Raw genomic sequence first — 20,323 nt, 5'->3', positions numbered from 1 at the left:
GCGGCCATAGCGTGAGCGCGCCTCTTCTCCGTATGCCGACGAGAAAGGAAAGGACGCCATGGCTGTCATCAACCTCATGGTCCTCGAAGGGGACGAGCAGGAGCCCGAGGGCTGGACGAAGATCAGCAAGGACCTGAATGCCGGCTCCGGCGGTCAGTACCTGTACTTCGCCTTCGAGACCGACAGCAAGCTCTCCGCGCCCAACGCCGCGTTCGGCCCCATCACGGACATCATCTTCTTGACCAAGGGCGACGAGGTCCCGCACGGCTACCGCAAGCTCAACAAGGACCTGAACGCCGACGCGGGCGGCGAGTACATCTACGCCGCCTACACGCGGAGCGCCGAGCAGGGTTCGCCCGTCAACTCGCTGGACGTCGCGCTCACCGACAACCGTGACTACCAGCCCCCGAAGCCCTGGGAGCGCTACGACAAGGACCTGAACGCGGGCGCGGGCGGGAAGTACGTGTACCTGCTCCACATCTGATCCGGTCGGTTACGGGCGGGACGGCGGTTGCCGTCCCGCCTTTCGCGTGGGGGCGGCGTGGTTCGCGGCCTACGCTCCGCCGCCGGTCGTCCCCGTGCGGCACAGCAGGGCGGCGTGCAGGTCGAGGCGGTGGGGGAGGCGGGTGAGGTCGCGGCCGGTGAGGTGTTCTATGCGCTGGATGCGGTAGCGGACGGTGTTGACGTGGAGGTGGAGGGCGGCGGCGGTGCGGGACCACGAGGCGTCGTGGCGGAGGAAGACCTCCAGGGTGTGCAGCAGGGTGCCGGTCCTGTCGTGCTCGGGGAGGAGCGGGCGCAGGGCGCGGGCGCTGAAGACGGCGCGGACGTCGGCGGGTACGGCGGACAGCAGCCGTTCGAGGGTGGCGGGGGCGGAGCTGCCCCCGGGGGCGGGCGGGGTGGTGTGCGGCATGGGGTGTGCTCCTCGTACCGTCCGGGCGCCGGGCCCGGAGCTCTGCCGTGCGCACTCGCCAGGTGAGAGCGCGGAAATGCATCGTAAATGCCAGGGGAGGGGGTGTGTAGTTGCGCTGATGCGGGAGAGAGGCCGAGGAGGTGGATTGGGGTGGTGGGGGCGGGAGGTGTGTGCGTGGCTGCGGGTGGTGGAGGGGTGTGCTTGTTTCACTCGATTCATGGATCTGCATGTGGTGCGGGAGGTTCTGGAGGTCGGGGGGCTCGGGGAGGGCGGGGAGGCCGGGAGGGTTGGAGGACCCGGAGAGGGCGGGGGTGCGGGGGGACGTTGGGCGTGGCGGCCGGGTGATGCCTGGCTGGGCGGCGGTACGTATCTCTTTTCCGAGCCTCAGCCGGGGGTACGGCGGCTGCTGGACCTGAGCCGGACGGGTTGGGAGCCGTTCCGGTGGTTGCCGGACGGCGCGCTGGAGATCGCGGCGACGTGCACTGTCGCTGAGGTGTCCCGGTTCGGGAGTAGTGGCGGTGGTGGCTGTAGTAGTAGCGGCGTTGGTGGGTTGCCGGTGGGGGTGCTCTTCGAGCAGTGCTGCCGTGCGTTTCTGGCCTCGTTCAAAATCTTGAACACGGCCACCGTCGGCGGGAACCTGTGCCTCGCGCTGCCCGCCGCGCCGATGGTCTCTCTCTCGACGGCGCTGGACGGCACCTGCCTGCTGCTGGCAGTGGACGGGACCGAGCGGCGACTGCCGGTGGCGGACCTCGTCACCGGCGCCGGGCGCAACGCGCTGGCGGAGGGTGAGTTGCTGCGTTCGGTCTCGTTGCCGGCCCGTGCGCTGGAGCGTCGTACGGCGTTCCGGCAGGCGTCGCTGTACGGACTCGGGCGCTCCGCCGCGCTGCTGATCGGGACGCGGGACCCGGTGGACGGGGCGTTCGCCCTGACGATCACCGCCGCCACCGTACGGCCGGTACAGCTGCGGTTCCCGGAGCCGCCGTCCGCATCCGAGCTGCGGGCGGCGATCGGGCGGGCCGTGCCGGACGACGGGTGGTTCGACGACGTTCATGGGCTGCCCGAGTGGCGGCGGCACATGACGTATCGGATGGGGGAGGAGATCCGGGAGGAGTTGGGGGAGGAGGGGCGGGTGGGGTCATGCGTGTCATGGGGGCAGGGGGCGTCTTCGCGGGCGTTGGTCCGGTCGGCCGTCCCGATTCCGTCCGCGTCCGTACGTCCGCGTCTTCGCGCCTCCTTCCGTGCCGAGGTCAACGGCACCCCCACCCACACCGCACCCCGCCCCGGCCAGTGCCTGCGTACCTACCTGCGCGAGCGGGGCTGGTTCGGCGTCAAGAAAGGGTGTGACGCCGGGGATTGCGGGGCATGCACGGTGCACGTGGACGGCGAACCCGTGCACAGCTGCGTGTATCCGGCCGTACGCGCCGACGGGCGGTCGGTCACCACCGTCGAAGGGCTGTCCGCCGCGGGGACGGAGGGTGAGGCGAGCGGTCGGCTGCATCCCGTACAGCGGCAGTTCCTGGAGGCGCAGGGGTTCCAGTGCGGGTTCTGTACCGCAGGGTTCGTGATGACGGCTGCCGCGCTCGACGAGGGGCTGCTGGCCGACCTGCCGCGCGCCTTCAAGGGGAATCTGTGCCGCTGTACCGGTTACCGGGCCGTCGAGGATGCCGTACGGGGCGTCCGGCGCATCGCGGAACCCGCGGCGGCAGCCACCGTCGGCTGCAACGCGCCCGCGCCCGGCGGCCGGGAAGTGGTCACCGGCACGGCCCGCTACACCTTCGACCTCGACCTCGACCCCGATGGCGGCACCGGCGTCCTGTCCGGCCTCCTGCACATGAAACTGCTGCGTTCGCCGCACGCCCACGCCCGGATCACCGCCGTCGACACCCGGGCCGCGCTACGGGTGCCGGGCGTGCATGCGGTCTTCACCCACCATGACGCTCCCGACCGCCGCTTCTCCACCGCGCAGCACGAGCATCCCGAGGACGACCCGCAGGACACCCGGCTGCTGGACGACACGGTCCGTCACGTGGGTCAGCGGGTGGCCGCGGTGGTCGCGGACAGCGAGGCGGCGGCGGAGGAGGGCTGCCGCCGTGTCGAGGTGACGTACGAGGTGCTGCCCGCGGTCCTCACCCCGGAGGAGGCGATGCTGCCGGACGCTCCCGAGGTGCACGTTAGGGGGAGGCGGAGCGGTGCGGAGGCGGGCGGTCCGTGGCCAATGTGGCGGGTGAGGTGCACGGGGAGACCGGCGACGTGGAGCGCGGGTTCGACGCGGCCGACGCGGTGTACGAGGAGACCTTCCGCACGCCCCGGGCGCAGCACGCGAGCCTGGAGACGCACGGCGCCGTCGCGTACTTCGAGTCCGCCGTCCCGGACCAGGCCCCGGTCCCGGACCTGGGCGCGCGGCGCGGTGGTGGTCCGGGCGGCCGGCGGCTGGTCGTCCGTACCAGTACGCAAGTGCCGTATCTCGTGCGCCGCTCGCTCTGCTCGCTGCTGGACCTGCCGCCCGAGGCCGTACGGGTCGTCGCGGGGCGGGTCGGCGGTGCTTTCGGCGGGAAGCAGGAGATGCTCGTCGAGGACGTCGTGGCGCTGGCGGCGCTGCGGACCGGACGCCCGGTCAAGCTGGAGTTCACCCGGGCCGAGCAGTTCCACGGCGCGACGACGCGGCACCCCTTCACCGTACGGGTGAAGGCCGGCGCGCGCCGGGACGGGACCCTGACCGCGCTCCAGCTGCACGTGGTGTCGGACACCGGCGCGTACGGCAATCACGCCCGGACCGTCCTGACCCACGGATGCGGTGACGCCCTGGCCCTCTACCGCTGCCCGAACAAGAAGGCGGACGGTTTCGCCGTCCACACCCACACCGTCCCCGCCGGCGCCTTCCGCGGTTACGGGGTCGGGCAGGTCGTCTTCGCGCTGGAGAGCGCGCTCGACGAGCTGGCGCGGCGGCTGGGCATCGACCCGCTGCTGTTGCGGGAGCGCAACGTGGTGCGGTCCGGCGACGCGCTGGAGACGGTGGTGGGCGGGGTGACCGACCTGCATATCGGGAGTTATGGGCTGGGTGCGTGTCTGAAGGTGCTGAGGGTTATTTCCGCGTCGGCGGAGGTGGGTGGGCTGGAGGGGCCGGGTGGGTCGGACGCGCTGGACTCGTCGGGCGGGGCGGGTCGGTCGGATGTGCCGCCCCTGCCGACCCTGTCGGACCCGCCGGACCTGTCGGACCTGTCGGACCTGTCGGACCCGCCGGACCCGTCGGACCTGCCGCCCGGATGGCTGGTGGGCTGCGGCAGCGCCGTGTCGATGAACGCCGCGGCCGGGCCGGGCGGGCACTTCGCCGATGCCCGGATCACGCTCACCGCCGACGGCACGTACGAACTGGCCGTCGGGTCGATCGAATCCGGCAGCGGGACCACCACCGCACTGCGCCAGATCGCCGCCGCCGAGCTGGGCACCACGAGTGCGCGGATCGCCGTACGGCAGGCGGACACCGACGCGGTCGGGCACGACACCGGCGCCTTCGGCTCGGCCGGGACCGTGGTCGGGGGCGAGGCGGTGCTGCGCGCGGCCCGGTCCTTGGCGGGGCGGATCAGGGACCGGGCCGCGCGCGGAGGCGGCGACGGGCCGCTGACCGGATACGGCCACTTCGGCGGGACGCCGCGCACGGTCGCCTTCAACGCGCACTGGTTCCGCGTCGCGGTCGATCCGGACAGCGGGGAGATCCGCATCCTGCGCAGCGTGCACGTGGCGGACGCGGGCACCGTGATCAACCCCATGCAGTGCCGCGGCCAGGTCGAGGGCGCAGTGGCCCAGGCACTGGGTACGGCGCTCTTCGAGGACGTACGGCTGGACGGGCGCGGCGCGGTGCGCACGGCGGCGTTCCGCGAGTACCGGCTGCCGGCCTTCGCGGACGTACCTCGTACCGAGGTGTATCTCACAGCCACGTCCGACACGATCGGCCCGGCGGGCGCGAAGTCGATGAGCGAGAGCCCCTTCAATCCGGTCGCGCCGGCCCTGGCCAACGCGGTCCGGGACGCCACCGGAGTGCGCTTCACCCGGCTGCCGCTGGCCCGGGACCGGGTGTGGCGGGAACTGGCGCGAGGGGGCCGGGGACGCCGCCGTACGGCCGTGGAAATTCATATGGATAGGTCGGCGTTTGCTGGGCAGGGGTGCGGGACGGTCCGGCGTGCGGAATAGGTCGGGCGACGCACCCGTTGTCGCAGCGGGACCGAGAAGAGACCGGAACCGGAAGCAGGGAAGTACGCATGAGCACCGTAGAGCTCACCAAGGACAACTTCGACGAGATCGTCTCGGGGAACGAGTTCGTCCTGATCGATTTCTGGGCCGAGTGGTGCGGCCCGTGCAAGCAGTTCGGCCCGGTTTTCGAACGGTCGTCCGAGAAGCACGACGACCTGGTCTACGCGAAGGTCGACACGGAGGCGCAGCCCGAGCTGGCGGCCGCCTTCCAGATCCAGTCGATCCCGACCGTCATGATCGTCCGCGAGAACATCGCGGTGTTCTCGCAGCCCGGCGCGCTGCCGGAGGAGGCCCTGGAGGACGTCATCGGCCAGGCCCGCAACCTGGACATGGACGAGGTCCGCGCCTCCGTCGAAGAGGCCCAGCAGCAGGAGGCCCAGAAGCAGGAGGGGCAGGCCGCCGGTGAGTGAACTGCTCCTGATCCGCCACGGCGAGACGGAGTGGAGCAGATCGGGGCAGCACACCAGCTGGACCGACCTGCCGCTCACCGCCCGCGGTGAGGAGCAGGCCCGTTCCCTGCGGCCGGTCCTGGCCGGCCGGAAGATCGGCGCGGTGCTCTCCAGCCCGCTGCAGCGGGCCCGGCGCACCGCCGAGCTGGCCGGCCTGCCGGACCCGCGGGTCGACGCCGACCTGAGCGAATGGGACTACGGCGGGTACGAGGGCATCTCCACCGACGAGATCCACCGCACCCGGCCCGACTGGTTCCTGTTCAGCGACGGCGTGACCGCCGGGCCCCGGAGCACCCGGGCGAGTCACCCGAGCAGGTCGGCGCGCGCGCCGACCGGGTGCTCGCCCGCATCGAGGAAGAGCTGCGCACGGCGGACGGCGATGTGGTGCTGGTCGGCCACGGGCACTTCCAGCGGGTGCTGACGGCTCGCCGGCTGGGGCTGTCGCCGTCGGCGGGCGCGCTGTTCACCTTCGAGACGGGCACGGTCGGCATCCTCGGCGAGGAGCACGGGCGGCCCGCGGTGGTGGGGTGGAACACCCGGACGTTGTGAGGGGTGGGGCGGAGCCGGGACGCCCGGTCGTATCGGCCGGCCCCTCGGCGGGCCGGCCGTACCGGTCGCCCCTCACGTAGCCATCGGATCGAGGTGCAGGGGCTCCACCTTGCCCTCGATCATGGCGCCCAGCCCCAGCACCGCACAGGTGTCCGGCCGGTCCGCGATGTGCACCGGCATGGTCGTGGCCTGCCGGATCATCGACTGGAGGCCGGGGATCAGCGCGCTGCCGCCCGCCAGCATGATGCCGCGCTCGCCCAGGTCCGCCACCAGGTCCGGCGGACAGCGCCGCAGCACCGACCCGATGCCGTCCAGGATGGTGGTCAGCGGTGAGGCGATGGCCCGCTGGACCGGCTCGGTCTCGACCATGACCGAACGGGCCAGTCCGCTGACCACGTCCCGGCCGTGCACCTCGGTCGGACCCGCCGCCAGGTCGCCGTTGCCGGAGAGCATCAGGTGCAGCGGCCGTACGGACTGGCCCGGCAGCAGCAGCTTGTGATGCAGCCTCAGGTGCTGGACGACGGCGTGGTCGATGGCGTTGCCGCCCACCGGGACGGTCTCCGCCGCCACGATCGAACCGAGGGAGAGCACCGCGATCTGCGTGGTCCCCGCCCCGCACACCACGATCATGGTGGCCTCGGGGTGCTCCACCGGCAGGTCGCAGCCGACCGCCGCGGCGACCAGCGTGTCGACCATCTCCACCCGGCGGGCGCCGATCCCGTTCAGGGTCTCCACCGCGGCCCGCTGCGCCAGCGGCTCACTGCCGTACGGCAGGCAGATCGCGGCCCGCATGGTGGGCCGGCGCCGCCACGCCTTGCGCAGCTTGTCGTCGACCAGGTTGCGCAGCAGCCGCTGGGCCATGTCGATGTCCACGACGGTGCCGCCGGAGACCGGGCGCACGACGCGGATGTGGTCCGGCGTGCGGCCGTCCATCACCTCGGCGCGGTCCCCGACGGCGATCAGTGCGCCGGTGCGGATGTTGACGGCCGCGACGGTCGGCTGGTCCACCGCCAGGCCCTGGTTCTTGACGTACATCCGGGTGCGGGCCGCGCCCAGGTCGACGGCGACCGAGCAACGGAGCAACTGTGCCAGGCTGGCGGTCATGGATGGTGCCTCCCCGGGGAGCGTTCGGCAGTACGGGCCGAGTGGCCGCCGGCGGCCACTCGTGATCCATCGTGTGCCAACGGTTCGTCAGGTGCGCGTTGGGAAGGTCCGGTTGGGGGACGCCGGGGGCCGAGAGGCGGGGGAGGGGCTGGAAGTGCCGGTGGGGCCGGAGCGCTGTGCGGCGTCGAGCAGGCGGCTGCCCAGCTCGTGCAAGTAAGCGATCAGTTCCGGCGGTTCGTGCACCTCAAAGGGGACACCCAGCAGGCCGAGCCGGAACGCGAGCCAGTCCAGCGCGTCGCCTCCCGTACGCAGCAGGCAGGAATCCGGGGTGAGCGGCTCCAGGAGGCCGCTGCCCGCGGGGAGCCGGGCGGCCGCGTCCTCCAGGGTGGTGTGCAGGGTGACCAGCGCCCGGTGCCGGGCGCGATGGCTGGTGACGGATTCGGCGACGAACGCGGCGGCGTCGGCGGCCGGCGGACGGCGGTCCGGTACGCAGCGGGCTCCGGTGAGCCGCGGGCCGTCGGCCCGGTCCACCCGGTCCACGCGGTACGTACGCCAGTCGGCGCGGTCCAGGTCGTACGCGACGAGATACCACCGCCGGTCCGCGCTGACCAGCCGATACGGCTCGGCGTGCCGCTTGCTCGGGGTGCCGTCCGCCGCCGCGTACGCGAAGCGGACCCGCTCGCGGCGGTGGCACGCGGTGGCGAGGGCGATCAGCACGGCCGGATCGGTGACGGGGGCCTCGCCACCGCCGGTGAGCAGGCCGTAGAGCGGGACGGTGGCCTCTTGGAGGGCGGTGACCCGGTCCCGCAGCCGGGCGGGCAGCACCTGTTCCAGCTTGGCCAGCGCCCGTACGGAGGTCTCCGCCACGTCGGCGACCGTGCCGCCCGCCGCGGCGTGCAGGCCCACGGCGATGGCGACGGCCTCCTCGTCGTCCAGGAGGAGCGGCGGCATCGCGGTGCCGGAGGCGAGGCGGTAGCCGCCGACGGCGCCGATGGCCGCGTCCACGGGATAGCCGAGGCCGCGCAGCCGGTCGATGTCGCGGCGGACCGTGCGCGGGCTGACGCCCAGCCGTTCGGCCAGTTCGGTGCCGGTCCGCTCGCGGCCGGTCTGGAGGAGCGTGAGCAGCTTCAGGAGGCGCGCCGGGGTGTCGCTCATGGTGCCAGGGTGCCTGAGAAGGCGGCCATGTTCTGACCTACTTCGTTCCTAGCGTGGCGGGTATGGGAGCAACGTACGAGGACAGCATCAGGATCACCGGCGCACGGGAGCACAACCTCAAGGACGTGCGTCTGGAGATCCCCAAGGGGCGCATCACCGTCTTCACCGGGGTGTCCGGCTCGGGCAAGTCCTCGGTGGTCTTCGACACGGTGGCGGTGGAGTCGCAGCGCCAGCTGAACGAGACCTTCACCTGGTACGTGCGCAACCAGCTGCCCAAACACGAACGGCCCAAGGCCGACACCATCGAGCGGCTCTCCCCGGCGATCGTCGTGGACCAGCGGCCCCTCGGCGGCGGCGCGCGCTCCACCGTCGGCACGCTGACCGACATCTACGCGATCCTCCGGGTGCTCTACTCCCGGTGCGGCACGCCGAGTGCCGGTGAGGCCACCGCGTACTCCTTCAACGATCCGGCCGGCATGTGTCCCGAGTGTGCCGGGCTGGGCCGTACCACCCGCATCGACCTCGACCGTTTCCTGGACACCGGCCGCTCCCTCGACGAGGGCGCGATCCGCTTCCCGCCGCTCGCCGTCGGCACAGCGGGCTGGCAGATCTACGCGGCCTCCGGCCTCTTCGATCCGGGCAAACCCCTGGACCGGTACACGCCGCGGGAGTGGGACCTGCTCCTGTACGGCAAGGGGTTCACCGTCAAGCGCGGTGAGCGGGCCTACAACAACACGTACGAGGGACTGGTCGAGAACTTCGACCGGCGCTACGTGAAGCGGGACCTCTCGGCGCTCTCCGAGAAGACCAGGGACCTGGTGCGCGGCTTCGTACGGGAGGGGACCTGCCCGCTGTGCGGGGGTGCGCGGCTGACCGCGGCGGCATTGAAATCCCTGGTCGTGGGGCGGTCCATCGCCGAGATGGCGGCGCTGGAGGCCAGCGAGCTGAGCGAGGTCCTGCGCGGCGTCGACCCGGCCGAGGAGCCGGTGGGCGCGGCCGTCGCGGCGCGGGCGGTCACCGCGCTGGACCGGCTGACCGGCATCGGCCTCGGGTACCTGAGCCTCGACCGCCCGGCCGCCACCCTGTCCGGTGGCGAGGGGCAGCGGCTGAAGATGGTGCGCCATCTGGGCAGCAGCCTGACGGGCATGACATACATCTTCGACGAGCCGAGCACCGGGCTGCACCCCAGCGACGTACGCCGCCTCAACGACCTCCTGGTGCGCTTGCGCGACAAGGGAAACACCGTCCTCGTCGTCGAACACGACCGGGACGTCATCGCCGTCGCGGATCATGTGGTGGACATGGGGCCCGGGGCCGGGGCGCACGGCGGCGAGGTGGTCTACGCGGGGACGGTGCGCGGGCTGGCGGCCGCCGACACGCCTACGGGGCGCGGGCTGCGGCGCGTGACGGGCGTGAAGGCGGACGTCCGTACGCCGGGGGACTGGCTGACCGTACGGGACGTGACGCTGCACAACCTCAAGGGCGTGGACTTCCGCGTGCCCACCGGGGTGCTCACGGTCGTCACCGGGGTGGCGGGCTCCGGCAAGAGCACCCTGGTGTCCGAGGCGTTCGCGGGGGCGTACCCGGAGGCCGTGGTGGTCGACCAGTCGGCGATCGGGGTGTCCGCGCGGTCCACTCCGGCCACGTACCTCGGGGCGATGGACGCGGTCCGGGCGCTCTTCGCGCGTGAGAACGACGTACCGGCGGGGATGTTCAGCTTCAACGCCGCCGGGGCGTGCGAGGCGTGCCGGGGGCGCGGGGTGATCCACACGGACCTGGCATACATGGACCCGGTGACCTCGACCTGTGAGGCGTGCCGGGGGCGGCGCTACAAGGACGAGGTGCTCGGCCTGACCTTGCGCGGCAGGTCGGTCGCGGACGTGCTGGAGATGACGGCGGAGGAGGCGGTGGCGTTCTTCGGGGCGGGCGGCCCGGCCCCCGCCGGAAGCGGTGGCGACGAGGCGGCCGGGATCGAACGGAAGCTGGCGGCCCTCGTCGAGGTCGGGCTCGCCTACCTGGCGCTCGGGCAGTCGGTGTCCTCCCTGTCGGGCGGCGAGCGGCAGCGCCTCAAACTGGCCACCCGGCTGCACCGTACGGGGAGCGTGTACGTGCTCGACGAGCCGACCACCGGACTGCACATGGCCGATGTGGCGGGCCTGCTGGATCTGCTCGACCGGCTGGTGGACGACGGCAACACCGTCCTGGTGATCGAGCACGACCTCGACGTGGTCAAGCGGGCGGACTGGGTGGTCGACCTCGGGCCCGGTGGCGGCCGGCGGGGCGGCGAGATCGTGTACGCCGGGACGCCGCGCGGCCTGCTGTCGGCGCGCGGTTCGGCCACGGCCGACTGCCTGCGGGACTCACTCGACGGCCGACCGGCTGCGGCCTCGGCCGACGGCCGACCGGCTGCGGTCTCAGTTGACGGCTGACTGTCTGCGGTCTCAGTCGACGGTGCGCTGTAGCAGGCCCCAGGTGAATTCGGCGACCGTCGCACGCGGTTCGCCGTCCGCGTCGGGCGCCGTGAACGCGAGCCGCCAGCGGGTGGGGGCCGTGCCCTCCATCGGGCGGGCCGGGGCGAACGCGCGGGCCACCTCGTCGACCGTGCAGGACCAGGGGACCAGATCGGCGGTCGTCCGCAGGGCGGGGGCGGCGGCGCCCGGCGCCCGGACGAGCCACGCGTTCCACGCGGTGCCCTGCGGACCGGTCAGCACCTCGAACCGCAGATCGGGCCAGAGCGGTACGGGCCAGGTCAGCGCCTCGCAGGTCAGGTCGCCGATGCGGCGGGCGGTGACGGACTCGGGACGGCCGAGCAGCGAGCGGTAGCGCCGCACCGCGCCGCGCGACCGGGGCGAATGGGCCCACGCCTGCCAGCGGCGGTTGGCCTCCCGCAGCTCGGCACGCGAGGCACCGAGGGTACGCAGCGCGTCCTCGACCAGGCCTGGCTGGTGGTCGGCCATGCGGCGCAGCAGGACGAGCTGGAAGGCGCGGGGGCCGTCGGCGGGCCCGCCGGGGCCGCCGCCGGATCCGTCGCCCGGGCCGTTGTCAGTGGTGGGGTTCATGATGGACATGTTCGCGGACGGCGGGTCCGGGCGGGCCCTGGCGAGGCTCGTCGGGTGGGCGTTCGTCCGGGGGCAGGCGGCGCAGGATGGCTTCGTGTTCGGTCTCGGTGACCTGTTCACCGGAGGAGGGGAGGAGCTGGGGGATGTTGTCGACAATGGGGTAACGGCGGCGCAGCCGCGGGTTGTAGAGGATCTCGTCCGGGAGGAGGAGGGTGAGCGGGCCCTTGTCGATCGGGCAGGCGAGGATCTTCAGCAGGGGGTCGTCGGGGGTCACGGCTCAGCTCCTTGGGAGGGGGTGGAGGGGGAAGGGGAGGACGCATCTGGTGCCGGTGCCGGTGCCGGTGCCGGTGCCGTTTCCGGTTCTGGTTCCGGTGGTGGGGTGTCCTGGCGGGGCAGGGCGAGCAGGACGAGGACGGCGACCGCGGTGCCGCCTAGGCGCAGGCCCAGACGCAGGGGATCGGAGGGCAGTGGCTCGCCGAAGGCGACCGTGCCGCAGGCGACAGTGAAGACGCAGGTCACGGTGGTACAGACGGGGACGATGAGGGAGGCACGGCAGCGCTGGAGCGCGGTCTGCGACAGCACCAGGCCCACCGCGCCGGTGAAGAGCAGCAGATACGGATACGGGGAGGTGAACACGTCACGGAGGGCGCCCGCCGGGTCGTGGGCGCTCAGCAGTCCGGAGACGCCCTTGATGGCGAGCGAGCTGACGCCGTAGAGCAGGCCGACGGCCACACCGTAGGGGACGCCCGAGGTGGGCTGGCGGTGGCGGCGCTTGGCGCGCCGTTCGGCGGACCCGTACAGCCACAGTCCCGCGGCCAGCGAGGGCAGGGCGATGGCGAGCAGGGTGCCGGTGGGCGCGGTGCGGGTGACGGTACCGGCGCCGCTGCCCTGGAGCGACCCGACGACCATGCCGAGCGCGAGCAGGATCGCCAGGATGCTCTGGCGTTCGCGGCCGGTGGTGCGCTCACCGAGGAAGACCGACGACAGGAGGAGCAACAGGACGAGACCGGAGACGAAGATGCCCTGGGCCGCGGCGATGGGGAGGGTGCGGTAGACCGCGAGCTGGGCGGCGAAACCGGCGGCGAGGGCCAGTGAGCCACCGATCCACAGCGGGCTGCTCAGCAGGTGGCGCACGAGCCGGGCGGGCCGGCGGGTGTTCAGCGCGGGCAGCGCGGACAGGGCGCGCTTCTCCAGCACGAACCCGGTGCTGTACAGGACGTTGGCGAGCAGTGCGGCCGCCACGCCCCACCACAGCACTGCCCTACTCCCTTCTCCGGCGGGCATGGACGAGCAGGACGGAGGCCAGCGAAGGCAGACGGCAGGCGGCGCGGTCCAGGGGCCGCAGCGGACGCGGCACGTCGTGGTACGGCGCCCCCGCGATCCGTACGACCTCGAAGCCGCAGGCCGGCAGGAAGCCGCGCAGCGCGCGGGCGGTGTAGAGACGCAGATGGCCGACGACCTGGGTGCCGGGCCGTCCGTGGATGCCTCGCATGCTCACCTCCGAGAAGACGGGCTGGACCCCCGCCAGGAGGAGTCCGCGGTTGTACCAGGCAGCGAGATTGGGGGTGGAGAGCATCAAGTGACCGCCGGGACGCAGCACCCGGCGCAGTTCGTCGAGGGCCGCGTCGGGATCGACGAGGTGCTCGATGACCTCGCTGAAGAGGACGGCGTCGGCGCTGCCGTCCGCGAACGGCAGCCCCCGTCGCCGAGTTCACCCCGTACGGCGTACGGAACCCGGGCCGTGGCGCGGCGCAACGCGTCCTGCGACCAGTCGACGCCGATGATGCGGTGCCCGGCCAGGACCCGGACCGCGACGGCGGCCGCGCTCCCGTCGCCGCACCCGACGTCCAGGACGGTGGCCGGTGGCGCGTCCGGACGTACCGGGCCCAGCGCCCGGGCCAGCATCAGCGCCTGGCGGTGGCTGCGGGCGTCACCGGAGGCGACGGGTACGGCGGGGTTCTCGTAGAAATCCCGGAGGGCGTGCCGGTGTTCGCGGTCCGCCGCGGGCCGTGGGGTGTCGGTGTCCCGCGCGGTGGCGGCCGCCTGCCGGGTCACGGGGCAGTGCCTTCCGGGCGGTTCGTGCCACCCGTGCGACCCGTGCCATCCGTGCGGTCTGTGCGACCCGTGTGGTCCGTGCGACCCGTGTGGTCTTCTCCGGCCCCCGGCGTCCAGGACGTGGCCGCGAGCGACTGGGCGAAGAGGGCGCCCAGGCGGGCGCCCGCCTCGTCGTCCAGGAGCGCGTGCGACCAGCGCAGCGCCAGTTGGACGCGCCCGCCGACGGAGACGGTGGTGACGGTCAGGCCGCGGGGCATACGGGCCGGAGCCGAGAACCACACGGCGGTGGGGCGCCCCGCGTCCCCGAAGTCGAGCGGGTACGGGATGCGGCCGATGTTGGACAGCAGCGTGGTGGACGCCAGGGGCGCGGCGGCCGTGCGCAGCGCCCGCGTGAGGACGCCGCGCGCGCCGACCGGGAGCACCGGCGCGGTCAGCAGCGCGGCGCCGAGTCCGAGTTGGGAGCCCGGCGCGGCCTTCAGGGAACGGGTGCGGGCGGCGGTGCGCCGCAGCAGCCGGGCGACCGCCGCCGGGTCGGGCGGGTCGGCCGTGAGCAGCGCCGCGTCCTGTTCCTCCTCCGGGCCGAAACCGACGGAGACCAGCCGGGTGCCGTTGCCGATGGGCATGTCCGTACCGCGCGGGCGGTCATCCACCGGCATGGTCACCACGACGGGGGCGCTCGGGCGCCCGTGGACGTGGTTCCAGCGGGCCACCATCAGGCAGGTGGCGACGAGAAGCTGATCGTTGACGGTGAAGGCGGCGACGCCGTCGACGCGGGGCGGCCGGGCCGGGACGGGCAGCTCGGTGATGAGCATCCCGTTGCCCCGGGCGCTCGAACCGCCCTGGCTGCCCGCGCTCCGGGGCCCGCGTTCGGCGGCGATCCGTACCGGCCTGGCCAGGCGGTGGCCGCCGAGCGGCGGTGTGTCCTGGGGAGCGCCGCCCGTGGGAACCCCGGGCGCGCGGACGGGCGGTGGCGCGGGGGAGTTGTCGGCGCCTCCGTAGAGCTGGGCGGCGGTGGCCAGCACCCGCAGGCAGGCCGGGCCGTCCAGTGCGGTGTGGTTGATGGTGACGAGCAGTACCGTGCCGCCGTTCCCGTTCCCGTCTGCGGAGGCCCCGTCCTCGCTTCCCTCTCCGACCTGCCCCCGCTCGACCACCTCCAGACGCACCGGCGGCGAGGCGTCCAGCGGCGGGCAGTCGGCCAGGGCCCGCTCCCGGGCCCGTTCGAGGGCGTCCGGGCCCGGTGGTGGGAAGACGACCGGGTCCACGTCCGGTACGCCGGTCAGCTCCCACTCGTACCGGCGCCGCCACCAGCGGTGCGGTGCCTGCCGCATCAGGATGCGGGGGTGTCGGCACAGTGCCTCACGGAACGCAGCCCGCAGCCGGTCGGGGTCCGGCCGTCCGGGCAGGTGCACCTCGATGTGCACGGTCTCCGGTTCGTCGTCCGTGAGGCAGTGCCGGGTGATCTCGTCGACCACCGGGAACGGGATGCGCCGTACGGGCCGGTCCGCCGCGCGGGGCGGCCCGTCCTCGGCCGGTGGTTCCCGCCGTGCCGGTTGCAGTGCGGTCATCGAGTGGGTCCCTCCCCGCTCCGGTCCGGTGAAGTGCCGTGAGGTGGTGGTGCGTCGTTCGGTGATGTGTCGCTCGGTGGCATGTCGTTCAAGAGCGTGTCGCTCGGAGGCGTGTCGTTCGGGGGCGCGGCGCCCGGGGGCGCGGCACCTGGGGATGGCTCGCCGTGCGGAGACTCGCTACCCGTGGGCGGCTCGCCGCCCGAAGGCGCCGCGCTCTCCGACGCCACGCCACGCCGCCGCCGTCGCCTGGGCAGCGGCGGTGCCGGCGGCCCCGACGCCATCGGCCCGGAGACCGGCGGCATGGCTACCGTTTCCGCTTCCTCCGCCAACTCCGCCTCCCCCGAGGCCCCGCCCCACCCCCGCCCGCGCCCCACGCCGCGCCCACGAACCCGGCACCGTCACCACCGCGGCCGCCAGCGCCAGCAGCGCCAGTGCCTGCGCCGTGGCGCTGAAGGCCCCGGCGTCGGCGGCGGCCGGTTCGCCCGCGCCGAGCGCCGCCGTGACGCCGGCGCCCACCATGGCCAGCAGCGAGACCGGCACCAGGAGCCCCGGCCGGAACCGGGCCGCCAGTGCCAGCAGCGGCACGATCACGGCGTACGGCCCGGAGGCGAGGGCCACGACCACGGTGAGGGCGACGACGCCCAGCACCCAGGAGGGCGAGGGGGCGCCTGCGGTTCCGGCGGCGGCGTGCGCGGTGTGCGGCGCACCAGGGCGGAACCGATGAGTACGACGATGCCGAGCGCGCCGCCGAGCAGTCCGAGGTCGTACGTCGTGGCGGGCGCGTACGAGAGTTTCACGAGCCCGCCTCGGCCCGCCGGGATCAGGAACCCCTGCTGCCAGCCGTCGAGCCGGACCGGCGACAGCTCACGCCCGTCGAGCGTCGCGTGCCAGCCGTCGTTGGCGTTCTCGTACATCTGGAGGTACGCGGCGGCACCGGTGCCGACCTGCACCGACCGCTGGTCGCCTGCCCAGTCCTCGGCCGTCACGGTCCGCCGTTCGCTCGCGGGCGCGGGGGCGCTGCCCCGGCTGAGGGTGACGTCCGTCAGCGCCAGCGGGCCCTGGTCGCCGGCCTCCACCCGGTGTTCGCCGGAGGGGAGTTCGAGGTTTCCGTCGCGTGCTTCGCCCGCGCACAGTCCGACGTCGACGGGTCGGCGTTCGGTCAGGTCGCGGACGTACCCGGAGGCCTTGGTGGCGTGCAGGGTGCCGTCCACGGCCAGCGGCGGGCCCTGGCCGCACGCCAGCGAGAACCGGTCGGTGGCCGAGGGGGCGGGGTGCGCAGCGCCTCCAGCTGGGGGATGTAGACCTCGCTGAGGCCGACGGGCAGTTGCAGGGCCTGGTCGGCGACCGGGTTGTGGACGGTGAGTTCCTTGACCTTGCTGATGGTGATGTCGAGGCGGTCGGTGGTGATGGGGTCGAAGCGGGCCTGGCCGTTCTCGTCGACACCGGCGGTCGCGGCGCCGTCGGGGGAGTTGACCAGGATCTGTTCGGGGCGGGTGGAGATGCCGCCGGCCGCGGCCAGCACGATCTGGCTGATGGGCCGCTTGCCCGGCCAGCGCAGGTGCAGGGTGGGCCGGTCGCCCGCGATCCAGGCGGTGGTCAGGTCGCCGTCGACGAGGTTGCGGGGGCTGAGCGAGCGGCCGGAGCCGAAGCTGGTGGAGTCGGCGGTGACGGTGACGCGTTCCTTCTGGCGGGGGGCGCGCGGTCCAGGAGATGGTCGAGTTCCGGCCCCGGTACGGCCACGGCCTTGGCCGACACCTCGTACGACGCGCTCGTGCCCGTACGGAACTGGCGGTGCAGTCCTGCCTCGGCGGAGGCCGGCGAGAGGCCGCCGGGGTCGCTGCCGCGGTGCAGGGAGTACGTGGCGGAGGGCGCCGTGGACTTCTCGGCGTCCGTCGGGAGTCGCAGCAGCCGGGTGACCCGCACGTCCGGTATCTCCACCTCGGAGAAGCCCGCGCCGGACAGCCCGGCGCGCGGCGTCTGCGACCCGGTGATGGTGATCTCCAGCCACTTCGCGACCCCGGCCGGTGCTCTGACCTGCTGCTTCGTGCCGTCGGTGAGCAGTTGGCTCTCGACGCTGCCCCGGTCGGTCCGGACGCGTACGGAAGTCGGCGCCGCCCGCATGCCGTCACCCGGGAGCGGCGTCAGCGCGATCCGGGACGGTACGGACGTGGGCCGGGTGAAGCCGATCCGCAGCCACTGGCCGACCGGTTCGCCCGCGCTGCCCTCGGCCCAGCCGGTGTCCGGGTCGCCGTCGAAGGCGTGCACCGGGTCGTACTGCGGCAGGTGGAACAGCCAGTTGCCGCTGCTGGAGGCGGTGACGGAGGAGGCGCCGCGCAGCACCCCGGTGGTCTGGTGGCCGATGCCCTCGGCCGGCAGGATCTGCCGCGGCGGGCGACCGGGGTCCTGGACGCTGTCCGGGGGATTCCGCTCCCCGGGCGCGTACGTGTACGACGTGTTGGAGTTGACCAGTCCGAACCGGGTGTCGGCACGGCGCAGCCCGTCGCCGGTCAGCTGGAGCGGCGGGGTGCCGACGCCCGGGTGATTGTCGCCGGTCAGCACGGCCGGCCGGTGGCGCAGCGTGGGGTCGGCGGACAGCGGGAGCAGTGCCTCAGGGCCTCCGCTGACCTGCGCGGTGTCCGCCACGGGCCGGGCGGTGACCGGGCCGGGGCGCGGGGTGTCCACCGGTTCGTAGACCTCCACCGAGCGCTGGCGCGGGTACAGGCCCTGGATCTGTACGGGGGTGCCGGGGGCGATCTTCCCGTCCGTGGTCAGCGGCCCGAACGCGGCGACCCGGCGGTAGCCGGACGCCTCCAGGGTGCGCTTGACGGTCTGCGTCGGCACGTACCCGATCTGGTCCGGGTCGAGGTCGTTGCGTACGACGACGTCGTACAGGCCCGCCCGGCCCAGGAAATCGCGCAGCCCCGGGACTTCGGAGCCGGACAGCAGCGCCTGTTCCACGGCGTCCATGGCGCGCCGTACGCCGGGCGTCCCGAAGGGCACGTAGTCGCGCTGCGCCCACCGGGAGCGGGCGAGCACGTCCAGGGGCTGGTCGATCGGGGAGCCCCAGGTGTAGACGCCGTGCGCGGTGGCGGGGACGACGAGGGCGCGGTTGTCGGGGGTGTTCTTCTTCAGCCAGTCGGCGGTCCGCTCCCAGGCGTCCGGCAGCTTCTTGAAGGCGCCGGGCTGGAGGACGGTCCCGTTGAGGAACGGCAGGGCGAGCGCGGGCACGGTCAGCAGCGCGACGACCAGCGGGAGGTGGCGGCGCCCGGGAACGCGCCGGGTGCCGCGCCGCTCACCGGCCACCCCGACGAGGTGCGCCAGGCCGAACGCGAGCGCCAGCGCCAGGCCGGGACCGAACTTGTAGATGTTGCGGAACGGCCGCAGCCAGCCGTCGAGCCAGTCCTGCCACACCCCGTGGAACGGGCCGCCCAGCGCACCGGCGTACCCGGTGAGGCAGATGCCGGCCACCACCAGCACGGTCAGCAGCAGCCAGCGCCGCTCCGGCGCGTCCCGGCGGGCCAGCCCGGCCAGGCCCAGCGCGGCGGCCAGCGCGGAGCCGAGGATCGCGGCGGCGCCCGCCGCCATGGTCCAGCCGGCCGGCAGCCAGGGCTCGCCGAAGTTGAGGTAGCCGGTCCAGTTGCCGGCGCCGCGCAGCAGTTCGGTCGCCGACATGGTGCCGGTCGTGGTGTTGGCCTGCTCGACGTACGGCATGAAGTTCTCGCCGTACACCCCGAGCAGCAGCAGCGGTACGGCCCACCACGCGGTCGCCAGGACGACGCCCGGAATCCACCACGCAAGCAGCGCTCTGCGCCGGGCGCCCGTACGCGACAGCACGTACAGCAGGACGGGTAGCAGCGATGCCAGCGTCGATGCTGCGTTGACGCCGCCCATGAAGGGGATGAGCAGCGCCGAGCGGGTGGCGGCCAAGCGCGCCGACGCGCGGTGGTCGGTCAGCGGCAGCAGCACCCAGGGGAGCAGCGCGCCCGGCAGCGCGGCGGCGGAGGTGGAGCCGATGACCATGGTGAACGTCGGCCACAGCGCGTACGCGGCGGCGGCGAGCAGCCGGGCCGGCGGCGTGCCGACGCACAGCCGTTCCGCCAGCCGCAGCGCGCCCCAGAAGGCGGTGGTGACGATCAGCGACATCCACAGCCGCTCGGCGAGCCACACCGGCAGATGCACGAGGTCCGTCAGCGCGTAGTACGGCAGGGACGGGAACGCGTAACCGACGTACTGGTCCGTGATGCCGCCGAAGCCCGCCCGGTCGTGCCAGAGCTGTCCGAGGTCGCCCAGGAACCGCCAGGGGTCGGTGGTCACCCCCAGCTTCGTCTCGAAGGTCATCTTCCCGGCGGTCGGCGCGAGGAAGAGCACGAAGGTGACGGCCCAGAACGCCAGCAGCCAGCGCCGGGACCGCGGCGGCCCGGGCGGCGGCGCGCCCGGCGCGGACGCCGGGGTGCCTCCGGCGTCCGGCGATCCGGGCTCCGAGCTGGACACGAGCGTCTGGGTCATGGCAACCGCCGCAGGATGAGGAGAAGGTTCCAGGTGGCTACTTCACGTACGCCCGGCAGGCGCGGGATCGTTTCGGCGAGGAACGGCGCGTACCGGGAGCGGGCCGTCACGATCCACACGTCGTCCCGCGCCCTGATCTGCCGCAGCGTCCGGCCGACGTGCAGTACGAACAGGTTCTCGCCCAGGGTGTGCTTGGCGGCCCGGCCGGTACGCCGCCGGTAGCGCTCGCGGGCCCGCCGGGCGCCCAGGTAGTGCCACGGCGCCATCTCGTGCCCGCCCCAGGGGGACAGCCAGTTGGTGAACGACAGATAGATCAGACCGCCGGGCCGGGTGACCCGCACCAGCTCGCTGAGGAAGGTCTGCGGGTCCGCCACGTGCTCCAGGACGTTGGAGGAGAAGCACACGTCGGCGGTGCCGTCGGCCAGCGGGAGGAGGTAGCCGTCGGCGAGCACCGCGCCGCTCGGGGGCGCCCGCGCGCGGCCAGTTCGCGCGGGTCGGGCTCGAAGAGATAGCCGTGCGCGCCGCGGCGCCGGAACTCCTCGGTGAAGTGCCCGCTGCCGCCGCCGATGTCCGCCACGACCCGGCCCTTCAGCGGCTCGTACCGCTCGATCTGGTCGGCGGCGTCCCGGGCGAGCAGGCCGTAGCAGTGCTCGGGGTCGTGCTGCTCGCGCAGGAAGGCGCGGAAAAGGGTGAGAGATCTGCGCAGGGAAGGGTCCCGCACCT

Annotated in this window: 10 protein-coding genes and 6 pseudogenes; 6 read left to right on the top strand and 10 right to left on the bottom strand. The window is 73.4% G+C overall.

All coding sequences use genetic code 11. The features are described from left to right. Window positions 1–58 precede the first annotated feature (58 nt). The gene (locus ACEXOX_RS16925; RefSeq protein ID WP_406521575.1) at window positions 59–484 is read left to right on the top strand and encodes a hypothetical protein; all 426 of its coding nucleotides are present in this window, start codon (window positions 59–61) and stop codon (window positions 482–484) included. 69 nt (window positions 485–553) lie between these two features. On the opposite strand, the gene ACEXOX_RS16920 is transcribed toward ACEXOX_RS16925, so the two are convergent. Next, window positions 554–910 carry a PucR family transcriptional regulator gene (locus tag ACEXOX_RS16920; protein ID WP_406521574.1) on the bottom strand — a complete coding sequence of 119 codons (357 nt, stop codon included), beginning with the start codon at window positions 908–910 and terminating at the stop codon, window positions 554–556. A gap of 331 nt (window positions 911–1,241) precedes the next feature. On the opposite strand from ACEXOX_RS16920, the pseudogene ACEXOX_RS16915 reads away from it, so the two are divergent. The 4 genes and pseudogenes from ACEXOX_RS16915 to ACEXOX_RS16900 form a co-directional block, all read left to right on the top strand. Continuing rightward, window positions 1,242–2,024 (top strand): annotated as a pseudogene (locus ACEXOX_RS16915) (FAD binding domain-containing protein); the annotation flags it as partial. Window positions 2,025–2,105: 81 nt separating this feature from the next. Then, window positions 2,106–5,098: pseudogene (locus tag ACEXOX_RS16910) on the top strand (molybdopterin-dependent oxidoreductase). Between the two features lie 68 nt (window positions 5,099–5,166). Then, on the top strand, window positions 5,167–5,568 hold the full coding sequence (trxA, locus tag ACEXOX_RS16905) for a thioredoxin (RefSeq protein WP_030023070.1): 402 nt from the start codon (window positions 5,167–5,169) through the stop codon (window positions 5,566–5,568). Next, window positions 5,561–6,156 (top strand): annotated as a pseudogene (locus ACEXOX_RS16900) (histidine phosphatase family protein). The gene trxA and the pseudogene ACEXOX_RS16900 overlap by 8 nt, the downstream one beginning before the upstream one ends. 72 nt (window positions 6,157–6,228) lie before the next feature. Here the strand turns inward: ACEXOX_RS16900 and ACEXOX_RS16895 are convergent. Together ACEXOX_RS16895 and ACEXOX_RS16890 are read right to left on the bottom strand one after the other, a co-directional pair. Then, window positions 6,229–7,260, bottom strand: a complete 1,032-nt coding sequence (locus ACEXOX_RS16895; protein WP_406521572.1) for a rod shape-determining protein — start codon at window positions 7,258–7,260, stop codon at window positions 6,229–6,231. 87 nt (window positions 7,261–7,347) lie between these two features. After that, window positions 7,348–8,415: a helix-turn-helix transcriptional regulator gene (locus ACEXOX_RS16890; protein WP_406521571.1), complete on the bottom strand. Its 1,068-nt coding sequence runs from the start codon at window positions 8,413–8,415 to the stop codon at window positions 7,348–7,350. Between the two features lie 62 nt (window positions 8,416–8,477). Here ACEXOX_RS16890 and ACEXOX_RS16885 point away from each other — a divergent pair, with 62 nt between their 5' ends. Further along, a complete protein-coding gene (locus ACEXOX_RS16885) occupies window positions 8,478–10,844 on the top strand; it encodes an ATP-binding cassette domain-containing protein (RefSeq protein ID WP_406521569.1) in 2,367 nt (788 codons plus the stop codon). A 12-nt stretch (window positions 10,845–10,856) separates the two neighbouring features. Here ACEXOX_RS16885 and ACEXOX_RS16880 read toward each other — a convergent pair whose 3' ends face one another. The 7 genes and pseudogenes from ACEXOX_RS16880 to ACEXOX_RS16850 all read right to left on the bottom strand — a co-directional run bounded on the left by ACEXOX_RS16880 (window position 10,857) and on the right by ACEXOX_RS16850 (window position 20,321). Further along, on the bottom strand, window positions 10,857–11,474 hold the full coding sequence (locus tag ACEXOX_RS16880) for a hypothetical protein (protein WP_406521567.1): 618 nt from the start codon (window positions 11,472–11,474) through the stop codon (window positions 10,857–10,859). Continuing rightward, a complete protein-coding gene (locus ACEXOX_RS16875) occupies window positions 11,458–11,748 on the bottom strand; it encodes a Trm112 family protein (RefSeq protein WP_406521565.1) in 291 nt (96 codons plus the stop codon). The genes ACEXOX_RS16880 and ACEXOX_RS16875 overlap by 17 nt, the downstream gene beginning before the upstream one ends. Continuing rightward, the gene (locus ACEXOX_RS16870) at window positions 11,745–12,731 is read right to left on the bottom strand and encodes a hypothetical protein (protein WP_406521563.1); all 987 of its coding nucleotides are present in this window, start codon (window positions 12,729–12,731) and stop codon (window positions 11,745–11,747) included. Before ACEXOX_RS16870 ends, ACEXOX_RS16875 begins: the two co-directional genes overlap by 4 nt. A gap of 4 nt (window positions 12,732–12,735) precedes the next feature. Next, a pseudogene (locus ACEXOX_RS16865) lies at window positions 12,736–13,379 on the bottom strand (class I SAM-dependent methyltransferase). A 146-nt stretch (window positions 13,380–13,525) separates the two neighbouring features. Next, window positions 13,526–15,094 carry a condensation protein gene (locus tag ACEXOX_RS16860; RefSeq protein ID WP_406521562.1) on the bottom strand — a complete coding sequence of 523 codons (1,569 nt, stop codon included), beginning with the start codon at window positions 15,092–15,094 and terminating at the stop codon, window positions 13,526–13,528. Next, window positions 15,091–19,600, bottom strand: a pseudogene (locus ACEXOX_RS16855) (alpha-(1->3)-arabinofuranosyltransferase family protein). The gene ACEXOX_RS16860 and the pseudogene ACEXOX_RS16855 overlap by 4 nt, the downstream one beginning before the upstream one ends. Then, window positions 19,597–20,321, bottom strand: a pseudogene (locus ACEXOX_RS16850) (class I SAM-dependent methyltransferase). The pseudogenes ACEXOX_RS16855 and ACEXOX_RS16850 overlap by 4 nt, the downstream one beginning before the upstream one ends. Between the last annotated feature and the right edge of the window lie 2 nt (window positions 20,322–20,323).

Source organism: Streptomyces sp. Ac-502 (assembly GCF_045222935.1).
GTDB classification, from domain to species: Bacteria; Actinomycetota; Actinomycetes; order Streptomycetales; family Streptomycetaceae; genus Streptomyces; species Streptomyces monomycini.
This window is presented reverse-complemented; position numbering and strand designations above follow the sequence as displayed.

Excerpts from the sequence above, each read along its gene's own strand:
- ACEXOX_RS16885 (WP_406521569.1), top strand. The coding sequence starts at position 8,478 with ATGGGAGCAACGTACGAGGACAGCATCAGGATCACCGGCGCACGGGAG.
- ACEXOX_RS16920 (WP_406521574.1), bottom strand. The coding sequence starts at position 910 with ATGCCGCACACCACCCCGCCCGCCCCCGGGGGCAGCTCCGCCCCCGCC.
- ACEXOX_RS16890 (WP_406521571.1), bottom strand. The coding sequence starts at position 8,415 with ATGAGCGACACCCCGGCGCGCCTCCTGAAGCTGCTCACGCTCCTCCAG.
- trxA (WP_030023070.1), top strand. The coding sequence starts at position 5,167 with ATGAGCACCGTAGAGCTCACCAAGGACAACTTCGACGAGATCGTCTCG.
- ACEXOX_RS16880 (WP_406521567.1), bottom strand. The coding sequence starts at position 11,474 with ATGAACCCCACCACTGACAACGGCCCGGGCGACGGATCCGGCGGCGGC.
- ACEXOX_RS16895 (WP_406521572.1), bottom strand. The coding sequence starts at position 7,260 with ATGACCGCCAGCCTGGCACAGTTGCTCCGTTGCTCGGTCGCCGTCGAC.
- ACEXOX_RS16925 (WP_406521575.1), top strand. The coding sequence starts at position 59 with ATGGCTGTCATCAACCTCATGGTCCTCGAAGGGGACGAGCAGGAGCCC.
- ACEXOX_RS16860 (WP_406521562.1), bottom strand. The coding sequence starts at position 15,094 with ATGACCGCACTGCAACCGGCACGGCGGGAACCACCGGCCGAGGACGGG.